This is a genomic window from Acidovorax sp. LjRoot117, assembly GCF_964252695.1.
Classification (GTDB): domain Bacteria; phylum Pseudomonadota; class Gammaproteobacteria; order Burkholderiales; family Burkholderiaceae_C; genus Acidovorax.
This window is the reverse complement of sequence record NZ_CAXUPO020000001.1, coordinates 321,775-341,290: the sequence shown is the minus strand read 5'-3', so window position 1 is coordinate 341,290 and position 19,516 is coordinate 321,775. Positions and strand designations below refer to the sequence as shown.

17 protein-coding genes are annotated in these 19,516 nt (G+C 69.0%); 4 read left to right on the top strand and 13 right to left on the bottom strand.

Translation table 11 applies throughout. The annotated features are described in order from the left end of the window. Positions 1–12: 12 nt before the first annotated feature. On the bottom strand, positions 13–915 hold the full coding sequence (locus ACSQ3D_RS01545) for a DMT family transporter (protein WP_396502987.1): 903 nt from the start codon (positions 913–915) through the stop codon (positions 13–15). Between the two features lie 152 nt (positions 916–1,067). Here ACSQ3D_RS01545 and ACSQ3D_RS01540 point away from each other — a divergent pair, with 152 nt between their 5' ends. After that, entirely contained in the window at positions 1,068–2,051 is a 984-nt protein-coding gene (locus ACSQ3D_RS01540) for a quinone oxidoreductase family protein (protein ID WP_436125690.1), read from the top strand. Next, positions 2,048–2,881: an NUDIX hydrolase gene (locus tag ACSQ3D_RS01535; RefSeq protein WP_436125689.1), complete on the top strand. Its 834-nt coding sequence runs from the start codon at positions 2,048–2,050 to the stop codon at positions 2,879–2,881. Before ACSQ3D_RS01540 ends, ACSQ3D_RS01535 begins: the two co-directional genes overlap by 4 nt. Here ACSQ3D_RS01535 and ACSQ3D_RS01530 read toward each other — a convergent pair. Then, on the bottom strand, positions 2,835–3,914 hold the full coding sequence (locus ACSQ3D_RS01530) for an NAD-dependent epimerase/dehydratase family protein (protein ID WP_436125688.1): 1,080 nt from the start codon (positions 3,912–3,914) through the stop codon (positions 2,835–2,837). The genes ACSQ3D_RS01535 and ACSQ3D_RS01530 overlap by 47 nt on opposite strands. 96 nt (positions 3,915–4,010) lie before the next feature. On the opposite strand from ACSQ3D_RS01530, the gene ACSQ3D_RS01525 reads away from it, so the two are divergent. Next, entirely contained in the window at positions 4,011–4,955 is a 945-nt protein-coding gene (locus tag ACSQ3D_RS01525) for a LysR family transcriptional regulator (RefSeq protein ID WP_436125687.1), read from the top strand. A 21-nt stretch (positions 4,956–4,976) separates the two neighbouring features. Here the strand turns inward: ACSQ3D_RS01525 and ACSQ3D_RS01520 are convergent, their stop codons facing one another. Beyond that, on the bottom strand, positions 4,977–5,879 hold the full coding sequence (locus ACSQ3D_RS01520; protein WP_436125686.1) for a LysR substrate-binding domain-containing protein: 903 nt from the start codon (positions 5,877–5,879) through the stop codon (positions 4,977–4,979). Positions 5,880–6,019: 140 nt separating this feature from the next. Between ACSQ3D_RS01520 and ACSQ3D_RS01515 the strand changes: the two genes are divergently transcribed. After that, entirely contained in the window at positions 6,020–7,039 is a 1,020-nt protein-coding gene (locus ACSQ3D_RS01515) for a bile acid:sodium symporter family protein (protein ID WP_436125685.1), read from the top strand. Positions 7,040–7,066: 27 nt separating this feature from the next. Here ACSQ3D_RS01515 and ACSQ3D_RS01510 read toward each other — a convergent pair whose 3' ends face one another. The 10 genes from ACSQ3D_RS01510 to ACSQ3D_RS01465 all read right to left on the bottom strand — a co-directional run bounded on the left by ACSQ3D_RS01510 (position 7,067) and on the right by ACSQ3D_RS01465 (position 19,394). After that, positions 7,067–8,722, bottom strand: a complete 1,656-nt coding sequence (locus tag ACSQ3D_RS01510) for a Na/Pi cotransporter family protein (RefSeq protein WP_436125684.1) — start codon at positions 8,720–8,722, stop codon at positions 7,067–7,069. Between the two features lie 351 nt (positions 8,723–9,073). Next, entirely contained in the window at positions 9,074–9,901 is an 828-nt protein-coding gene (locus ACSQ3D_RS01505; protein WP_436125683.1) for a phosphodiesterase, read from the bottom strand. Between the two features lie 18 nt (positions 9,902–9,919). Beyond that, complete coding sequence (locus ACSQ3D_RS01500) at positions 9,920–10,987, bottom strand: ABC transporter ATP-binding protein (RefSeq protein WP_436125682.1); 1,068 nt, start codon at positions 10,985–10,987, stop codon at positions 9,920–9,922. Beyond that, positions 10,977–11,774 carry an ABC transporter permease gene (locus tag ACSQ3D_RS01495; protein WP_436125681.1) on the bottom strand — a complete coding sequence of 266 codons (798 nt, stop codon included), beginning with the start codon at positions 11,772–11,774 and terminating at the stop codon, positions 10,977–10,979. The genes ACSQ3D_RS01500 and ACSQ3D_RS01495 overlap by 11 nt, the downstream gene beginning before the upstream one ends. A 10-nt stretch (positions 11,775–11,784) precedes the next feature. After that, positions 11,785–12,600 carry an ABC transporter permease gene (locus tag ACSQ3D_RS01490; RefSeq protein WP_436125680.1) on the bottom strand — a complete coding sequence of 272 codons (816 nt, stop codon included), beginning with the start codon at positions 12,598–12,600 and terminating at the stop codon, positions 11,785–11,787. A 13-nt stretch (positions 12,601–12,613) separates the two neighbouring features. Then, entirely contained in the window at positions 12,614–13,627 is a 1,014-nt protein-coding gene (locus ACSQ3D_RS01485) for an ABC transporter substrate-binding protein (RefSeq protein WP_436125679.1), read from the bottom strand. 50 nt (positions 13,628–13,677) lie between these two features. Next, on the bottom strand, positions 13,678–14,670 hold the full coding sequence (locus ACSQ3D_RS01480) for a LacI family DNA-binding transcriptional regulator (protein WP_436125678.1): 993 nt from the start codon (positions 14,668–14,670) through the stop codon (positions 13,678–13,680). A 137-nt stretch (positions 14,671–14,807) separates the two neighbouring features. Next, positions 14,808–15,338 carry a signal peptidase II gene (lspA, locus tag ACSQ3D_RS01475; protein ID WP_436125677.1) on the bottom strand — a complete coding sequence of 177 codons (531 nt, stop codon included), beginning with the start codon at positions 15,336–15,338 and terminating at the stop codon, positions 14,808–14,810. Continuing rightward, positions 15,338–18,235, bottom strand: a complete 2,898-nt coding sequence (gene ileS, locus ACSQ3D_RS01470) for an isoleucine--tRNA ligase (RefSeq protein WP_436125676.1) — start codon at positions 18,233–18,235, stop codon at positions 15,338–15,340. The genes lspA and ileS overlap by 1 nt, the downstream gene beginning before the upstream one ends. Positions 18,236–18,344: 109 nt before the next feature. Then, positions 18,345–19,394: a bifunctional riboflavin kinase/FAD synthetase gene (locus ACSQ3D_RS01465; protein WP_436125675.1), complete on the bottom strand. Its 1,050-nt coding sequence runs from the start codon at positions 19,392–19,394 to the stop codon at positions 18,345–18,347. Positions 19,395–19,516: the final 122 nt, after the last annotated feature.

The window sequence follows — 19,516 nt, the reverse complement described above, 5'->3', positions numbered from 1 at the left end:
GGGCGCAGTGCGCTAACCCTTCCGCGAAGACACGATGATCCCGCCCACGATGAGCGCGAATGCCACGCCGTGAAAGACCTGCGGCGTCTCGCCCAGGAACGCAGCCGACAGCATGCCGGCGAACAGCGGCGTGAGGTTGACGAAGAAACCCGCCACCGCCGGCCCCGCGCGCTGCACGCCCACGCCCCAGAAGCGGTAGGCCAGCACCGCAGGCCCCACCGCGATGAACACCAGCGCGGCCACCAGCGGCCAGCCCCAGGTCGCATGCGTGTGGCCCGCGGCCCATTCCACGCCCGCAAAGCTGCCGGACCAGGCCAGGCCGAACACCATCTGCGCCATCAGGAAGGCGGCCCAGTCGCCGCGGATGGAGGTGGGCTCGGTGGTGCGCGACAGCATCCAGCTGTAGAAGGCCCACGAGATTGTGGCCAGCATCATGAAGAGGTCGCCCGGCACCAGGCGGAAGGCCAGCAGCTGCGCCCACTCGCCCCGGCTGAGCACGATCAGCACGCCGCAGATCGACAGCAGCGCGCCCAGCAGCTGGCGCTGCGTCACGCGCATGCCGAAGAACAGGCTGCCCACCGCCAGCATCCACACCGGCATGCTCGATCCCACCAGCGTCACGTTGATGGGGGTGGAGGTCTGCAGCGCCATGTACTGGAACGCGTTGTACAGGCCGATGCCCAGCAGGCCCAGCAGCGCGTAGCGGCGCCAGTGGGGCCACAGCGGGCTGTCCTTGCGCAGCACGCCATGGGCCAGCGGCAGCAGCACGCCGAAGGCCAGCACCCAGCGGATGAAGTTCAGGGCGATGGGAGAAATCAGCTCGTGCACCAGCCGTCCCACCACGGCATTGCCGGCCCACAGCATCGGCGGAATCACCAGCATCGCCGCCGTGCCGGGCGTCAGTTTTTGTGTCATGGGGCTGCACTGTAACGGTGCGCTGCCGGCGGTGCTGCCCGGTGCGCCAATGTCCTTGGCAGATGGCGGTTGCCCGCGGGCGGCAAGGCGGCGTGTTTCGTGGCAGGATGGCCGCCGTTGTTGTGCATCCCCCATTCCAGGAGACCCAGTCCATGAGCCTTGCCGTCCAGATCCGCCAGCACGGCGGTCCCGAAGAACTTCACCTGGCCGATGTCACCGTGGGCGAACCCGGCCCCGGCGAGATCCGCATCCGCCACCACGCCATCGGCCTGAACTTCATCGACGTGTACCACCGCACGGGCCTGTACCCGCTGCAGATGCCCGCAGGCATCGGCATGGAGGGCGCCGGCGTGGTCGAGGCGGTGGGCGAGGGCGTCACGCACCTGAAGGCGGGCGACCGCGCAGCCTATGCCAGCCAGCCGCCCGGCAGCTACTGCGAAGTGCGCGTGATGCCCGCCAAGACGGTGTGCAAGCTGCCCGACGCCATCAGCTTCGAGACCGGTGCGGCCATGATGCTCAAGGGCCTGACGGCGCAATACCTGCTGAAGAAAACGCTGCCGGTGGAAGGCCTGCAGGCCGGAGACCACGTGCTGTTCCATGCGGCGGCGGGCGGTGTGGGCCTGATCGCCAGCCAGTGGGCCAAGGCCCTGGGCCTGCAGCTCATCGGCACGGCGGGCTCCGACGCAAAATGCCAGCTGGCCTTGGCCAACGGCGCGGCGCACGCCATCAACTATCAACGGGAAGACTTCGCAGCCCGCGTGAAGGAGATCACCGGCGGCAAGGGCGTGAAGGTGGTCTACGACTCGGTGGGCAAGGACACCTGGGACCGATCGCTCGACTGCCTGCGGCCCTTCGGCCTCATGGCCAGCTTCGGCAATGCCTCGGGCCCTGCACCGGCGTTCGCGCCCGGCTCGCTCGGCGCCAAGGGCTCGCTCTACGTCACGCGCCAGACGCTGTTCACCCACATCGCCACGCGCGAGAGCACGCAGGCCATGGCCGACGATTTGTTCGCGGTGGTGGCCAGCGGCCAGGTCAAGATCCACATCGACCAGCGCTACCCGCTGGCCGACGTGCAGCAGGCGCACCGCGACCTCGAAGCCCGCAAGACCACCGGCTGCACCATCCTCACGCTGTGAACGCCGCTGTGCAGAACCCGTCGTTCGAAGCCTGGGTGGCGGGTGCGCGGCAGTCCGCCCGGCGCCCGCCTGCGCAGCCGCGCCAGGCTCTGGTGGTGGCGGGGCAGGTGGTGGGGTCGGTGGCGGAGGGTTTCTTGAATCAAATCAGCCCCTGCCGCTTGCTGGGAAAGCGCTACAAGCTATCAAATCAGGAGCATTCGGGTGCCATGGCATGGTGCATCGATGGGCCGGCCGATGCCACCACCGATGCGCTCAACACGCTGGCCGCAGCCTTGCGCGACGCCGCGCTGTGCGGCCCCTGGCGCGACGAGCAACTGGCCGTGTGCAACCCGGCGGGCGAGGTCGTGGGCACGGTGGAGCGCGGCGCCGTGCGCGTGCTGGGCATCACCACCCGCGCGGTCCACCTGGTGGGCCTGGCGCCGGACGGCCGCATGTGGGTGCAAAAGCGCTCCATGACCAAGCCCAACAACCCGGGCCTGTGGGACACGCTGATGGGCGGCATGGTGTCCGCCGCCGACACGCTGCCGCAGGCCCTCGCGCGCGAGACCTGGGAAGAGGCGGGCTTGCAGGTCGGTGCGCTGAACGCGCTGCAGCACGGCGGCCATGTCGACTTCAGCCGCCCCAGCCGCGAGGGCGGCGGCGCGGGCTACATGCTCGAACGCATCGACTGGTTCCGCGCCGAGGTGCCTGCGGGCATGGAGCCTTGCAACCAGGACGGCGAGGTGGAGCGGTTCGACCTGCTGCCGCCGGGCACCGTGCGCGATCAGGTGGCGCAAGGCCAGTTCACGCTGGAAGCCGGGCTGGTGATTGCGGGGTTTCTGGGGCTGTGAGGCCCGATGTGGGCTGCTTGGCGGGCTGCCCTGCGGGCTCTGCGGCAGGGGGCAGGCAGCCCAGGCCTTCCAGCGTGGCCTGCACGGCCGCATCGAGCGGCGTGTGGGGCTCGGTACCCAGCACGGCCCGCAGCTTGTCGTTGGCCATGCGCACCGGCTCGCGCCACAGGTAGCGCATCTCGCGCAGTTCGCGCAAGGTGGCCACGAAGGGCGACGCCAGCGTGATCAGCCACCACGGAAACGCACGCACCTTGGGCGTCGCGCCGCCGCGTGCCGCCACTGCCCGGCCGATGGCGCCCGCCATCTGCTGGCCGTCCGCGTCCCAGTGCCCGGCCATGTGGAACGGGGCGAACGCCGGCAGGTCGGCGCGGCGCGCGATCAACTGCACCATGGTGCGCGCCACGTCGGGCAGGTAGGACCACTGGTGGCCCACACCCGCGCTGCCGGGCAGCGACACCGCCGCCACCGGCTGGCCCGGCTTGACGAGGCCCTGCGCAAACCAGCTGTTGCCCACCTGCGGGCCGAAGTAGTCGCCCGCCCGCACGATGATCACGCGGCAGGTGGCAGGCGTCAGCGGGTGCGCCGCGGTGGCCTGCTGCAGCCGCCGCTCCAGCTCCACACGCACGGCGCCCTTGCGGGTCAACGGGCGCTGCGGGTCGTCTTCACGCAGTACCGGAAACGCATCGGGCCCGTAGTTGTAGACTGTGCCGGGCAGCACCACCGTGGCGCCCACGGCGGTGGCGGCGGCGATGGTGTTGTCGATCATCGGCAGCACCAGCTCGCCCCAGCGGCGGTAGCCCGGCGGATTGACGGCGTGCACGATCACGTCGCAGCCCGCGGCGGCGGCCAGCACGTCCTCGCGGCGCATGGCGTCGCCGCGCAGCCAGGCCATGCCGTCACGCTGCTCGCCCGACGGCGGCGCACTGCGGTGCAGCGCCACCACGTGCCAGCCCGCATCGCGCAGCTGACGCGCCACCTCGCCGCCAATCCCGCCCGTGGCGCCCAGGACCAGAACCTTGTTGCCGTGTGCCATGTCTGCACTCCAAAACTTGTTGCGATGAAGGCAGTGTGCGCGGGGCTAGAGTAAAAGAAAATTGCTGAAAATGAAGGTGAGGCTATACATTTATGTATGACTCAAGCATCGGATGAATCGGGCAAATCGGCTGGCCCCGTGGGCTGGGAGCTGTACCGCTCGTACGTCGGCGTGCTGCGCGAAGGCTCGCTCTCCGGCGCGGCCCGGGCTCTGGGCGTGACCCAGCCCACCGTGGGCCGCCACATCGCAGCCCTGGAGCAGGCCCTGGGGCTCACGCTCTTCACCCGGTCGCAACAGGGCCTGCTGCCCACCGAGGCGGCCCTTGCGCTGCAGCCGCATGCCGAGGCCATGGGCCATTCCGCAGCCGCCCTGGTGCGGGCCGCCAGCGGCCATGGCGGCGGCGACGGCGTGAGAGGCACCGTGCGAGTGACCGCCAGCGAGGTGATCGGCGTGGAGGTGCTGCCCCCCATCCTGGCGCAACTGCAGGCCGACCATCCGGCGCTGCGCATTGAACTGGCGTTGAGCAACAAGGTGCAGGACCTGCTCCTTCGCGAGGCCGACATCGCCATCCGCATGACCGAGCCCCGGCAAGAGGCGCTGATCGCCCGGCGCGTCGGCGTGGTGCAGGTGGGGCTCTACGCGCATGCGCGCTACCTGCAGGCGCACGGCATGCCAAAGTCGCTGGCGGACCTGCAGCAGCACCGGCTCATCGGTTTTGATGAAGAAACGCCGTTCCTGCGCAACGCCCGCAAGGTGGTCCCTGCCTGGCGCCGCGAAGCGTTTGCCCTGCGCAGCGACAGCGACCTGGCGCAGTTGGCGCTGGTTCGGGCCGGATGTGGCATCGGGGTATGCCAGGTGGGGCTGGCAGGGCGCGCGCCCGAGCTTGTGCGTGTGCTGGGTGCGCAGTTCTCGGTGGGGCTCGATACCTGGGTGGTGATGCACGAAGACCTGCGCGGCAGCCCGCGCTGCCAGCACGCGTTCGACGCGCTGGCGCAGGGGCTGCAGCGCTACATCTCAGAGGCCGCAGTGTTTTTGCCCTGACGGGCCGCCACGTCGCCGGGCCTACGACGCCTCAGGCCCCTGCGCCGCCACGGCCTTCACCAGGTCCCACGCGGCCTGCGCGATCGGCGACAGGGCGCGGTTGCGGCGGTGCACCAGCATGACCTCGCGGTCCACGCGCGGCGCCAGCGGGCGCACGGCCAGGCGGGCCAGGCCTTCAGGCGGCAGGGCCAGGGTCGGGATGACGGAGATGCCCAGGCCGGTGTCGAGCATGCGAAAGATGGTGGTGGGGTGGCCCACCTCCTGCGCGACGGTGTAGGCCACGCCGTGTTCGGCCAGGGCGCGGTCGATCAGGCGGCGGCTGCCGGAGTCGTGGTCCAGCAGCACCAGCGGCTCGCCCTGCAGGTCGGTCCAGCGCACGGTGCGCTTGCGCGCCAGTCGGTGGCCGGGCGGGCAGGCCAGGCAAAACGGCTCGGTCAGGATGGTCTCGCAGTGCAGCGCATCCTGCTCGCCGGGGTCGATCACCACGCCGAAGTCCACCTCGCCCGACAGCACGCTGGCCAGCACCGCGCTCTGCATGCGGTCCAGCAGCACCAGCTCCAGCCCGGGCAGACGGGTCTGGGCCTGCGCGATGCAGTCGGGCAGCAGGTTGGCCGACAGCGTCGGGCTGCTGGCCACCCGCACCCGGCCGCGCCGCTCGGTGGCCATCTCCTGCACGTCCTGCAGGGTGCTTTCCAGCTCTTCCAGCACCCGCGGCAGGCGGGCGGCCAGGCGCTGGCCGGCGTCGGTCAGCGTGACCTCGCGGGTGGTGCGGTTGAGCAATTGCAGGCCCATCTGCGCCTCCAACTCGGTGATGCAGCGGCTCACGGCGGGTTGCGTCAGGCCCACGGCGTCGCCGGTGCGGCTGAAGTTGCGCGTCGCGGCCACGGACTGGAAGACGTGCAGTTGGCGCAGGGTGACATTCATGCGACCGAATCATAAATCCATCAGAGAAATCCATTTCTCTTTGGAATGCGCAGCTTGTCCAATAGCGCCATCGCCCGTCGTTGCGCCCCGCATGGGCCTGCTTTCGGCGGGACCCGCGTGTTTTTTTCGATGGTGTTTCCATGGCCCGTTCCCGATTCCTCCCCGACAACTTCACCCTGGCCCTGCTTTGCACTGTGGCCCTGGCCAGCGTGCTGCCCGCATCGGGCGCTGCCGCGCAGGCGCTGGAGGCCACCACCGTGGCGGCCGTGGCGCTGCTGTTCTTCCTGCATGGCGCCAAGCTCTCGCGCGATGCCATCGTGGCGGGGCTGTCGCACTGGCGGCTGCACCTGGTGGTGGTGGGCACCACGTTCGTGCTGTTCCCGCTGCTGGGCTGGGCGCTGCGGCCGGTGCTGCTGCCGCTCGTCACGCCGCAGCTGTACACCGGGGTGCTCTACCTGTGCGTGCTGCCGGCCACGGTGCAGTCGGCCATTGCGTTCACTGCCGTGGCGCGGGGCAACATGCCGGCAGCGATCTGCAGCGCGTCGGCGTCCACGCTGCTGGGCATCGTGATCACGCCGATGCTGGTGGGACTGCTGCTGCCCGAGGCGCAGGCCCATGGCGCCGCGGCGCAGGACGGCACGCTGGCCAACATCGGCCGCATCATGCTGCAGCTGCTCGTGCCCTTTGTGGCGGGGCACCTGCTGCGGCCCTGGATCGGTGGGTTCGTGCAGCGCCGGGCGGCGGTGCTCAAGGTCGTGGACCAGGGCTCGATCCTGCTGGTGGTCTACACGGCCTTCAGCGCGGCGGTGGTGCAGGGGCTGTGGCGGCAACTGCCGTGGCCCGCGCTGCTGGGCCTGGTGGTGGTGTGCGCGGTGCTGCTGGCGCTGGCCCTCGGCCTGACCACCTGGGCCGCGCGGCGCATGGGGCTTTCGACCGAGGACGAGATCACGCTGGTGTTCTGCGGCTCCAAGAAGAGCCTGGCCAGCGGCGTGCCCATGGCCAAGGTGCTGTTCGCCTCCCACGCGGTGGGGGCCATCGTGCTGCCGCTCATGGTGTTTCACCAGATGCAGCTGATGGTGTGCGCGGTGCTGGCCCAGCGCTACGCGCGGCGCACCTCGCCGAATGAGGTTGCTATTAAAAGTGTAGCTGCCAGCGCTTGATGGACAAGCGCTGGGGGCTCAAAAGGCTCAAGCCTGTTCGTTCATCGTGCGCAGCCGGCTGGGCGCCAGCGCTCCGGCCGATTCCAGGATGGGGTAGGCCACGGAGCACAGCAGCGAGTTGATGCGCTTGAGCTCGCTGATCAGGTCGATGTGCAGCGAGCTGGTCTCGATGCTCTGCACCGTGTTGTCCGACAGGCGCGCCAGGTGGGTGGCCGAGTAGGCGTGCTCCAGGTCGCGGAAACGGGCTTTTTCTTCCAGCAGCTTTTGCGCGTCGCGCACGCTGCCGTTGAGGAACACGCTCATCGCCAGCCGCAGGTTGTCGATCAGGCGCGCGTGCAGCTCGGTGATCTCTTCCATGCCGGCTTCGGAGAACTGGCGGCCCTTCTTGATCTTCTTGTCTTCGATGTCGATGAGCACGCGCTCGATGATGTCGCCGATCTGCTCCATGTTGATCGTGAAGCTGATGATGTCCGCCCAGCGCCGGCCCTCGCGCTCGTCCAGCGCCTCGCGCGAGATCTTGGTCATGTAGTACTTGATGGCCGAATACAGCCCGTCCACCTCGTCGTCGAGCTTGCGCAGGTCTTCGGCCAGCTTGATGTCGTCGGTGCGGATCACCTTGTGCAGGCCCAGCAGCATCGACTCGACCACGTCGGCCTGGTGCAGCGCCTCGCGCGCGGCGCACGAGATGGCCAGCGACGGCGTGGCCAGGGCCGAAGGGTCCAGGTGCTGCGGGCGTGCGCCGGCCGCGGCCTGCGTCTTTTCCTGCGGCAGCAGGCGCTGCACCACCCGCGCCACGGTGCCCGTGAGGCCGATGCAGACGATGCCCACCACGACGTTGAACGCCAGGTGGAACAGCACCACCAGCGCGGCGATCTCGGGCACGTAGGGCCGCACGTGCTCCAGCCACAGGCCGGTGAGCGGCGTCATGATGACCACGCCGATGATCTTGAAGAACAGGTTGCCGAGCGGCACCTGGCGCGTCTGGACGTTGGCCTTCATGGTCGTCAGCACCGCCAGCACGCCGCTGCCCAGGTTGGCGCCCAGCACCAGGCCCAGCGCCACGTCGGGCGGTATGCCGCCCGAACCCGCCAGCGCCGCGGTGAGCAGCACGGTGGCCAGGCTGGAATAAGCCACGATGGCCAGCACCGCGCCGGTGAAGATCTCCAGCAGCAGGTCGCTGGTCAGCGCGCCGAGCAGGGTGCGCACGGTGGGCGACTGGGTGAGCACGGTGGTCGATTCGGTGATGAGGCGCAGCGCCAGCAGCATCAGCCCCAGGCCGATCAGCACGCGCCCCACGCGGCCCGTGGCGGTGTCCTTGCGCGAGATGAACAGCACCACGCCCACGAAGATGAACAGCGGCGACAGCCACGACAGGTCCATCGAGAACACCACCGCCATCACGCTCGTGCCCACGTCGGCACCCAGCATCACCGCCAGCGCGGCTGGCAGGCCCACCAGGCCCTGGCCGACGAACGAGGACACGATGAGCGCCGTGGCCGTGCTGGACTGCACCACCGCCGTCACCCCGATGCCCGAGAGCACTGCGGTGAACCGGCTGCTGACGCTGTGGGCCAGCAACTGCCGCAGGTTGGCGCCGAACACGCGCAGGATGCCGGTGCGCACCAGGTGGGTGCCCCAGATCAGCAGCGACACGGCTGCCAACAAATTCAAGAGATGCTTCATGAGTAAACGCTAACTTTTCTTCTTTTTGTGCCTGCACTGCGCCGCGTGCCATATGCGCTGCCGCTGCCTGGGGGCAGGGCGGGCAGGGCAGCGATGGCACCCTGGGGCAGGCTTGTGGAGTGGCCCGGAGCGGGCGCGGAAAAGCTTTGCGAGCCAGAAAGGCTGTGCCGCGGGAACAACGGCAGAACGCAAACCATGAAAGCGCCCGTTTTAGTCACAAAACTGTCACATTACGGACGCCCTAGCATACCCGTGAATCCATCACGCAGGAACCATGCCCATGACAGGGCAAGGTATGTTGCGCCGGGCGGGGCCGCACGAGAGGCTTGTGCGCTCCCTGCGGCGGCTGCCTCAGTCGATCAGTTGGCCGCCTTCGTGGAAGGGGTAGGGCCCTTCGTACACGCCGCTGGCTGCGGTGTGGCTCACCAGCCGGCCGCCTTCAGGCAGAGCATGCACCGCGAACCCGGGCGGCTCCAGCGTCCAGGCCGACGCCGCGTCGGGCGCCAGGTCCAGGCAGACCTGGTGGGCGGGCGAGGGCGCGGTCATCGCGATGGCGCCGCCAAAGCGCACCTGGATGCTGCGGTGCAGGTGGCCGCAGATGACGCGCTCCACGTTCGGGTGGCGGGCCACCAGGGCCTCCAGTTGCGCCGCGCCGTTCAGCAGCCCGATGGCGTCCATGTGGCCGATCAGCGTCTGGAACGGCGGGTGGTGCATCGCGATCACCACGGGGCGGTGGCGGTGCGCGTCGAGCGCATCGGCCAGCCAGGCCAGGCGTTCGCGGCACAGGCTGCCTTCGCTGGCGCCGGGCACCACGGTATCGAGCGCGATCAGGGTCATGCCGCCCACCGGCACGCAGTACTGCACGAAGCCCTCCGTGCCCAGGTAGGTGTGCTCCGGAAAGCTCTGGCGCAGCTGGGAGCGCTCGTCGTGGTTGCCCGGCAGCAGGTAGGTGGGCAGGGGCCCGAGCGGCGCCAGCAGTGCGCGCAGGTGCTCGTACTCGGCGGCACGGCCAAAGTCCGTCAGGTCGCCGGTGATGACCAGCGCGTCGGCCCGCTGCGGCAGGCGCAGCATGGTCTGCACCGCTTGGGCCAGGTAGGGCGCGGTGTTGATGCGGCCGTAGGCCAGGCGCCCGGGTTCGCGGATGTGCGGGTCGGACAGTTGCAGCAGCAAGGTGGTCATGGGCATGTGTGGCAAGAGTCAGGACGCCTCGTGGCTGGGCATGAGGTGCTCGGGGCGGATGCGGATGGCCACGGGCTGGCCCTGGCGGGCCGGGTGGTCGCGGGCCACGTCGGCCTGCAGCGCAGGCTGGCCGGGCAGCGCCAGGGTGAGCTGCACGCGCTCGCCCAGAAAGCTGCGGCGCGCGACCTCGGCACGGCCCCAGCCTTCACCGTGCGCAGGGTCCACCTGCACCTCGATGTCTTCGGGCCGCACCAGCAGCGCGGTGTCGGCGGCGCAGGCCGCAGGGCAGGGCAGCTCGATGCCGCCCAGGGGCAACACGTTGCGCTGGCGGGCCGCCGCGTCGCGCTGCAGCCGGTTCACCCGGCCCAGGAAGGCGGCCACGAACGGGTGCGCCGGTGTGCGGTACAGCGTCTCGCCATCGCCCACCTGCACGATGCGACCGGCCTGCATCACCGCCAGGCGGTCGGCGATGGCCAGGGCCTCCTGCTGGTCGTGCGTGACGTGGATGGCCGTGATGTGCAGGCGGCGCAGCAGCTCGGCCAGCTCGTCGCGCAGGGATTCCTTGAGCTTGGCGTCCAGCGCGGTGAGCGGCTCGTCCAGCAGCAGCACGCGCGGCCGCACGGCCACGGCGCGCGCCAGGGCCACGCGCTGGCGCTGGCCGCCCGAGAGTTCGGCGGGGCGCTTGCCCTCCAGCCCGTTCAGGCGCACCAGGTCCACCAGCTCGCCGACCACGCGGCGCTGCTCGGCCACATCGACACCGCGGATGCGCAGGCCGTAGCCGATGTTGGCGGCCACCGTCATCTGCGGAAACAGCGCGTAGTGCTGGAACACCATGCCGATGCCGCGTTGCTCGATGGGCAACTGCGTCACGTCCTGCCCGCCAAAGGCGATGCGGCTGCCCGCGTCGGGCGACTCCAGCCCCGCGATCAGGCGCAGCAGCGTGGTCTTGCCGCAGCCCGAGGGGCCCAGCAGGGCCAGCACTTCTCCGGGCTCCACCGTGAGGTCGGTGGGCTGCAGGCCGCGCGTGCCGTCGGCGTATGTTTTGGCGCACTGGACCACGTCCACGCGCGTGCGTTCAAGTTCCATGGTGTTTCTCGATGAAGGTGCCGACGGCCTGCAGGCCCCACAGCACGGGCAGGATGACGATCAAAAAGACCAGGGTGTAGGCGGAGCCGATCTCGATGCGCATGGAGGCATAGCTGTCGGCCAGGCCCACGGGCAGGGTGCGCGTGAGCGGGGTGTGCAGCATCCAGGTGAGGTTGAATTCGCCCACCGACAGCGTGAACACCATCAGGCTGCCCGCCACGATGGCCGGCAGCACGGCCGGCACCAGCACGCCCAGGAAGCGCTGCGCGAAGCTGGCGCCCAGCGAACGCGCGGCTTCCTCCAGCGAGCGCAGTTCGTCCTTCTGGAAGGCCGAACCCACGGTGCGCACCATGAAGGGCAGCGTGAACACCATGTGCCCGACGAGGATGAAGGCGAAGCTCTGGCGAAAGCCCGAGAGCGTGCCGTAGGCCAGGATCAGCGCCAGCGCGCTGGCCAGCCCGGGCACCGCCACGGGCAGGGTGAGCAGCTCCTCGAAGAGGCGCGCCCAGCGCGATCGGCTGCGCGCCAGCGCATAGGCGCAGGGCACACCGATGACGAGGTTGCCTGCCACGCACAGCAGCGCCATCAGCAGCGATGCGCCCACGGTGCCGCCGTAGTTCTCCCACACCTCACCGAGCCAGCGCAGCGTGAGGCCGCTTTTGAGGCCCACGCTGTAGTTGTTCACCAGCCCGGCCATGACCGACAGCGCAATGGGCGCCAGCATGAACAGGGCCACCAGCGCGGTGAGCGCCACCAGGGACCAGGGGGCTTGTCGTGCGTTTCTCATGGTGGATGCTTCAGAAGGCCGCGGTGCCGGATGCGCGGCGCGCCGCCCAGAGCACCAGCCAGGTGATCAGCCCCAGCGTGATCGACAGGCTGGCCGCCAGCGCGAAGTTGGCGTAGTTGGTGAACTCGTTGTAGATGGTGATGGGCAGCACCTCGAACTTGCTGGCCAGCGTGAAGGCCGTGCCGAAGGCGCCCATGGCGGTGGCGAAGACGATGGCCCCGCAGGCCAGCGTGGTGGCGGCCAGCTCGGGCAGCCAGACGTCGCGCGCCACGCGCCAGCGCGAGGCACCCAGCGACCGGGCGGCTTCTTCCAGCGCCGCGTCCATGGCGCCCGCCGCAGCGGTGTAGGTGGCAATCGCGCGCGGCAGCGAGAAGTACAGGTAGGCCAGGAACAGGCCGGTGAGCCCGTAGGCGAAGGTGGTGCGGCCCAGGCCCAGCTGGTCCGAGAGGTCGGCCACCAGCCCCTGCCGGCCGCCCAGCAGGATCATGAAGAAGCCCACGATGACGCCCGGGAACGACAGCGGCAGCGTGAGCAGCGACAGCAGCAATTGCCGCCCGCGAAAGCGCTGGCGCGCCAGCGTGATGCCCACCAGCGCCCCGAGCACCAGCGTGGCCAGCGTGACGGCGAGCGAGAGGCCCAGCGTCTGCAGCAGGCTCTGGAGGTAGCGGGCGTGGGTCAGCACCGCAAAGTAGGTGGACCAGCCCTTGGCCGCCGGCAGCGCCAGCAGCAGGGCCACGGGCAGCAGCCAGAAGGCCGCGAAGAAGGCCACGGCCGGCGCGGCGCAGGCGAGCAGCAGCTTGCGGGAGGGTGCGAAGCCGTGGCGCATTTCAGGTGCCTGCTTACTTGACTTCGGCCAGGTAGCGGTCCGAGAACGCCTTCTGCACCGCGGCCATGCGGCCGTAGTCCACCGTCTTGGCGCGGGCGTAGTCGCTGGCGGGCAGGAAGCGCGCCTGCACGTCCTTGGGCATGGCACTGGCGCGCACCGGGCGCAGGTAGGCATTGGCCCACAGCGCCTGGCCTTCGTCGGACAGCACGAAGTCCAGCACCTTCTTGCCGTCTGCGGCGTGAGGCGCACCGGCCACCAGGCTCATCACGTAGGGCACCACCAGCGTGCCTTCCGCAGGGATCACGAACTGAACGTTGGCCTGGTCCTTGTACTTGGCGCGGTAGGCGTTGAAGTCGTAGTCGAGCAGGATCGCGATCTCGCCCGAGAGCACGCGCGCATACGAGGTCTGCTTGGGCACGATGGGCTCGTTCTTCTGCAGCGCCTTGAAGTAGTCGATGCCGGGGCCGAAGTTCTCCAGCGTGCCGCCGCGCGCCTGGTTGGCGGCCACCGCGCCCACGTAGCCCACGAAGGCAGAGGCCGGTTCCAGGTAGCCGATGAGGCCCTTGTACTCGGGCTTGAGCAGGTCGGCCCAGGACTGCGGCACGGGCTTGCCCTTGAGCGCGTCCACGTTGACCATGAAGCCGAGCGTGCCCGAGTGGATGGTGAACCAATGGCCGGCCGGGTCCTTGAGGCCGTCGGGGATGTCCTTCCACGCGGCGGGCTGGTAGGGCGCGACCAGGCCGTCCTTCTGGGCCTGGATGGCGAAGGTCACGCCGAGATATGTCACGTCGGCCACGGGGCGGGCCTTCTCGGCCGTCATCTGCGCCAGCGACTGGCCGGAGTTCTTGTTGTCCGGCGGCACGGTGACGCCGGTCTTGGCCTTGATGGCCTTGATCTGGCTGCCCCAGTCGGCCCATTCGGGCGGGCAGTTGTAGCAGATGGCCGTCTGCGCCATGGCGGTGCCGGCGGCGGCCAGGCCGAAGGCCAGTGCGGCGGCGCGCATGAAATGGGTGAGCGTGTATTTCATCGAAGACTCCTGTGGGACGAGGTGGCGGGGGACGGGGTGATAACGGGAAGTCATGCGGGCGCGCACGACTCACCGGTGCGAAAGTGGTGGGGCAGGGTCAGCCCTGCATCGGGTGCCAATGGCGTGCCGCTGGCCATGGCCTGCACCAGCAACTGCACGCTGCAGCGGCCGATATCGGCATTGGGCTGTGCGACGGTGCTCAACATGGGGGTGAGGTCCTCGCCCAGGGCGATGCCGTCGAAGCCCACCACGCTCAGGTCGCGCGGCACGGCCAGCCCGGCCAGGTGCGCGGCGCGGATGCTGCGGATGGCCAGCAGGTCGTTGGAGCAGACCAGAGCCGTGGGGCGATCAAGGCCTTGCAGCAGGGCGGTGACGTCTTGCACCGCGGTTTCGATGAAGGACACTTCGAGCACCCGCCCAACGGGAAGGCCGGCGGCTGCCATGCCGCTGTGAAAGCCGCGGCTGCGCTGCTGCGCCCGGTCGGACGCGGCGAGCTGGCCGCTGACCATGGTGATGCGCCGGTGCCCGAGCGAGACCAGGTGCGCCACCCGCTCGGCCACGGCCTGCTCGCCGTCCACCGACACGCAGGGGTGGTCCGGGTGCCGGTTGTAGGCCAGCACGTAGGGCAGGCCCGCTTCGGCCAGGCGCTGCAGTGCGCTCGACGTGGCCGGGTTGGAGACCACGAGGACCATGCCGTCCACATTGCCGGCCAGGAGCAGGTGCACGGCGCGGTCTTCCTGAGCGATCTGGTAGTCGGTGGCAAACGGCAGGATGGCGTAGCCGGCAGCGACGGCGGCCTGCGCCAGGCCCTGCAGGCATTCGGCGAACACGGGGTTGAGCAGGGTGGGCAGCACCACGCCGATCACGCGGCTGCGCTGGGTGCGCAGGGTGCGCGCGCTGGCATTGGGCAGGTAGCCCAGGGCCTGGGCCACCTGCTCCACATGCTCGCGCGTGGCCGGCGTCACCTTGTCGGGCAGGTTGAAGACCCGCGACACGGTGGCGACCGACACGCCCGCCTGGCGGGCCACGTCCTGGATGCTCATGGAACCTCGTTGCTATGTAAACGTTTACATTGGAACGAGGCCGTGTGACGGCGGTATGACCGGGCTCGGGGCCGGCATGAAAAACGGCCCTCGATGGGGCCGTTCAGGGAATGCAGTGCAGGGCAGCCGCCCAGCGGCTATTTGGACCGCTTGACCCGCAGCAGTTCATCGAGGATCAGGCAAGCCGCCCCGATGCTGATGGCCGTATCGGCCAGGTTGAACGCCGGAAAGTGCCCGCCCGGGAAGATGCCCGAGAGGAAGTCCCAGTGGAAGTCCAGGAAGTCCACCACGTAGCCGTGCATCAACCGGTCCACCACGTTGCCCACGGCGCCGCCGAGGATGCTGGCCAGCGAGAAGCAAAACAGCTTTTGCCCCGGGTGCGCGCGCAGCTGCCACACGATGAAGATCGTGGCCACCACGCCGATGGCGGTGAACAACCAGCGCTGCCAGCCGCCCGCATTCGCGAGGAACGAGAACGCCGCCCCGGTGTTGTGGGCCCGCACGATGTTGAAGAAGCCGGTGACGAAGGTGGAGTCGCCGAGCCGGTAGTTGTCCAGGATGAAGGTCTTGGTCAACTGGTCGGCCACCAGCAGGACCACGGCCCAGACGAGCCAGGGCCACATGCTGGCGCCGGAGCGGCCGGAGAGTGAGCTGTTGCCGCGCGCCATCACGCGTGCCCCCGGCTTTCGCCAGCACCGTACAGGTTGCTGGTGCAACGCCCGCAGATGGTGGGGTGCGCGGCATCCTGGCCCACGTCGCTGCGGTAGTGCCAGCAGCGCTCGCATTTCGTATCAGAACTGGCGCTCACGCTGATCTGCAATGCGCTACCAGCTACCAATTCGATAGCAGATGTGATGAACACGAACTTGAGGTCATCGCCCAGGCTGGCCAGCAGCGCATGGTCTTCGGGCGCTGCGGTCAGCACCACTTTGGCCTGCAGGGACGAGCCCACCTGGCCGCCGGCGCGCAGTGCCTCGATCTCCTTGTTCACCACGTCGCGGATCTCGCGCAGGCGGCTCCACTTGGCCAGCAGGCCTTCGTCGGCCCCTGCGATCGAGCCGTAGGTTTCGAGGAAGATGGAGTCGGACGAGCCGAACACCTTCCACGCCTCTTCGGCGGTGAACGACAGGAACGGCGCCATCCAGCGCAGCATGCCGTGGGTGATGTGGTACAGCGCGGTCTGGGCGCTGCGGCGCGCCAGGCTCTTGGGTGCGGTGGTGTACAGCCGGTCTTTCAGCACATCCAGGTAGAAGCCGCCCAGGTCTTCCGAGCAGTACAACTGCAGCTTGGCCACCACGGGGTGGAACTCGTAGACCTTGTAGTGCGCGAGCACCGTGGCCTGGAACTCGGCCGCGCGCGTCAGCGCGTAGCGGTCGATCTCCAGCATCTGGTCGAACGGCACAGCGTCTGTTGCGGGGTCGAAGTCGCTCACATTGGCCAGCAAAAAGCGCAGCGTGTTGCGGATGCGGCGGTAGGCGTCCACCACGCGCGCCAGGATCTTCTCGTCGCCCGCGATGTCGCCCGAGTAGTCGCTGGCGGCCACCCACAGGCGGATGATTTCTGCGCCCAGCTTCTTGTTGATTTCCTGCGGATCGATGCCGTTGCCCAGCGACTTGCTCATCTTGCGGCCCTGGCTGTCCACGGTGAAGCCGTGGGTCAGCAGGCCGCGGTAGGGCGCGCGGCCTTCGAGCGCCGATGCCAGCAGCAGCGAGCTGTGGAACCAGCCGCGGTGCTGGTCGTGGCCTTCCAGGTACAGGTCGGCCTCGGGGCCGGTGTCGTGGTGCACGTTGGGGTGGGTGCCGCGCAGCACGTGGAAGAACGTGGAGCCGGAGTCGAACCACACCTCCAGGATGTCGGTGCTCTTGGTGTAGCAGACCGCGTCCTCGGCGCCCAGGATCTCCTCGGGCGTCACGCGGCTCCAGGCCTCGATGCCGCCCTTTTCCACGATGGCGGCGGCCTGGTCCATGATTTCCATGGTGCGTGGGTGCAGCTCGCCCGAGTCCTTGTGCAAAAAGAACGGGATGGGCACGCCCCAGCTGCGCTGGCGCGAGATGCACCAGTCGGGCCGGTTGGCGATCATGTCGTGCAGGCGGGTCTTGCCGTTCTCGGGGTAGAAGCTGGTGTGCTCGATGGCGTCCAGCGCGATCTGGCGCAGCGTCTTGGCGGGCTTTTCGCCGGCCTTGGTGAACACGCCTTCGCCTTCGTCCATGCGGATGAACCACTGCGCCGCGGCGCGGTAGATCACCGGCGTCTTGTGGCGCCAGCAGTGCGGGTAGCTGTGGGTGATCTCCTTGGTGGCCATCAGGCGGCCGGCATTGCGCAGCGCCTCGATGACCACGGGCACGGCCTTCCAGATGTGCTGGCCGCCGAACAGCGGGAAGTCCGGCGCATAGGTGCCGTTGCCCTGCACCGGGTTAAGGATGTCGTCCAGCGCCAGACCGTGGGACACGCAGGAGTTGAAATCCTCCAGCCCGTAGGCGGGCGAGGAGTGCACGATACCCGTACCGTCGTCGGCCGTGGCGTAGTCGGCCAGGTACACGGGCGACAGGCGGCGGTAGCCGTAGCTGCCGTCCTCGCTGGCCACGTCGTACAGCGGGTGTTCGAATTCGAGGCCGCCCAGGTTCTTGCCCAGGGTGGTGGCCAGCACCTGGCCGGTGAGGCCGTAGCGCTCCAGGCACGAGGCCACCAGCGGTTCGGCCACCAGCAGCAGGCGCTCGCCGGCATCGACCAGCGCGTAGCTGATCTCGGGGTTCAGGTTCAGCGCCTGGTTGGCGGGGATGGTCCACGCGGTGGTGGTCCAGATCACCACGAAGGCGTCCTTGGCGAGCGCGGGCACGCCGAAGGCGGCGGCCAGCTTCGCAGGCTCGTGCGCCTTGAAGGCCACATCCAGCGTGGTGCTCTTCTTGTCGGCGTATTCGATCTCGAACTCGGCCAGCGAGCTGCCGCAGTCGAAGCACCAGTACACGGGCTTGAGGCCCCGGTACACGAAGCCGCGCTCCATCACGCGCTTGAACGCACGGATCTCGCCCGCCTCATTGGCGAAGTTCATGGTCTTGTAGGGGTTGTCCCATTCGCCGAGCACGCCCAGGCGCTGGAAGTCGCCCATCTGCTGCGCGATCTGCTCGGTGGCGAACGCGCGGCTCTTGGCCTGCATGTCGTCGCGGCTGAGATTGCGGCCGTGCTTCTTCTCGATGGCGTTCTCGATCGGCAGGCCGTGGCAGTCCCAGCCGGGCACGTACAGCGCGTCGAAGCCTTCGAGCTGGCGCGCCTTGGTGATCATGTCCTTCAGGATCTTGTTGACCGCGTGGCCCATATGGATCTGGCCGTTGGCGTAGGGCGGGCCGTCGTGCAGGATGAACTTGGGCGCGCCCCGGCGGGCATCGCGCAGGCGCTTGTAGATGCCTTTGTCGTCCCACTCCTTGACCCAGCCCGGCTCGCGCTTGGGCAGGTCGCCACGCATGGGGAAGGGGGTGTCGGGCAGGTTCAGGGTGCTGCGGTAGTCCGTGGCGGGGGCGGCGGACGCGGATGCCGAAGCAGGTGCGGAGGTGACGTTGTCGTCGGACATGAGGGGACCTTAAAAACTGAGCATTCCGGGGCGTGCCCGGAAGGGGAGAGGGGGTGCGCGAAAGGGATGTGTGTGCCCGCTCAGGCGGGCGCTGCGGTAAGCAGCCCCCTCAAATTCGGTCGCGCGTGGTTTGGCGCCGGGTCTCGGTGTGCGACGCGATGGCGGCCGTCGCAAAGTAGGCGCGCGCATCGTCGCAGTCCTTGGCGATGCCCGTTGTCAGGGCGTCCAGGCTGTCGTACTTGAGCTCGTCGTGCAGTTTGTCCAGTAGTTCCACCCGCACGATTTTACCGTACGCCCCCTCGGGGCCCAGATCGGCGGGCCATTGCAGGCAGTGGGTTTCGAGCAGCACGCGCCCGCCGTTGACGTCGTTCGGGTCCAGCGAGGGGCGCACGCCCAGGTTGGCCACGCCGGGCAGAGGCACATCGCCCAGGCCATGCACCAGCACCGCGAAGATGCCGCTGGCAGCCGGCTTCCAGTGGGCAAAGCGCAGGTTCAGCGTGCGAAAGCCGTCGCCGGCCCCCGCGCCGGTGGCGCCCAGCTCGCGCCCGAGCTTGCGGCCATGCACCACGTGGCCCGAGATGGTGTAGGGCCGCCCCAGCAGGCGCGCCGCGGCTTCCATGTCGCCCCGGCCCAGCGCATCGCGCACGGCCGAGCTCGACACCCGAAGGCCATGCACCTCGTAGCTGTTCATGCGTGCCACGTCGAAGCCCCGGGCTTGGCCGGCGGCGTCCAGCATGGCATAGTCGCCCGCGCGCTGGCGGCCGAAACGGAAGTCGTCGCCCACCAGCACATAGCGCGCGTTCAGGCCGCGCATCAGCACCTCGTCGATGAACTCGGCCGGCGACTGGGCGGCCAGCCGCGCGTCGAACGGCAGCACCACGGTCTGCTGCACGCCGCAGCGCGCCAGCTCGGTGAGCTTGTCGCGCAGCGTGCCGATGCGGGCTGGCGCCAGTTCGGGCTTGTTGTGTGCCCCGGCGAAGTAGTCGCGCGGGTGGGGTTCGAAGGTCAGCACGCAGCTTTCGACCCCGCGGTGCGCAGCCTCGCTGTTCAGCAGGGCCAGCATGGCCTGGTGGCCCCGGTGCACTCCGTCGAAGTTGCCGATGGTCAGCGCACAGGCGCTGGCGATGCCCCGGTGGTGGAATCCGCGAAAGATCTTCATTGGTTTGTTATCTTTTTGATAGCAGCACGCGCATATCCATCAAGCGCAGGACGCCAATTTGTCATCAAAACGGAGTATATTGTGACCGAGGGGCCTTCCAGAGCAGGGTGGCCCGCGAGACA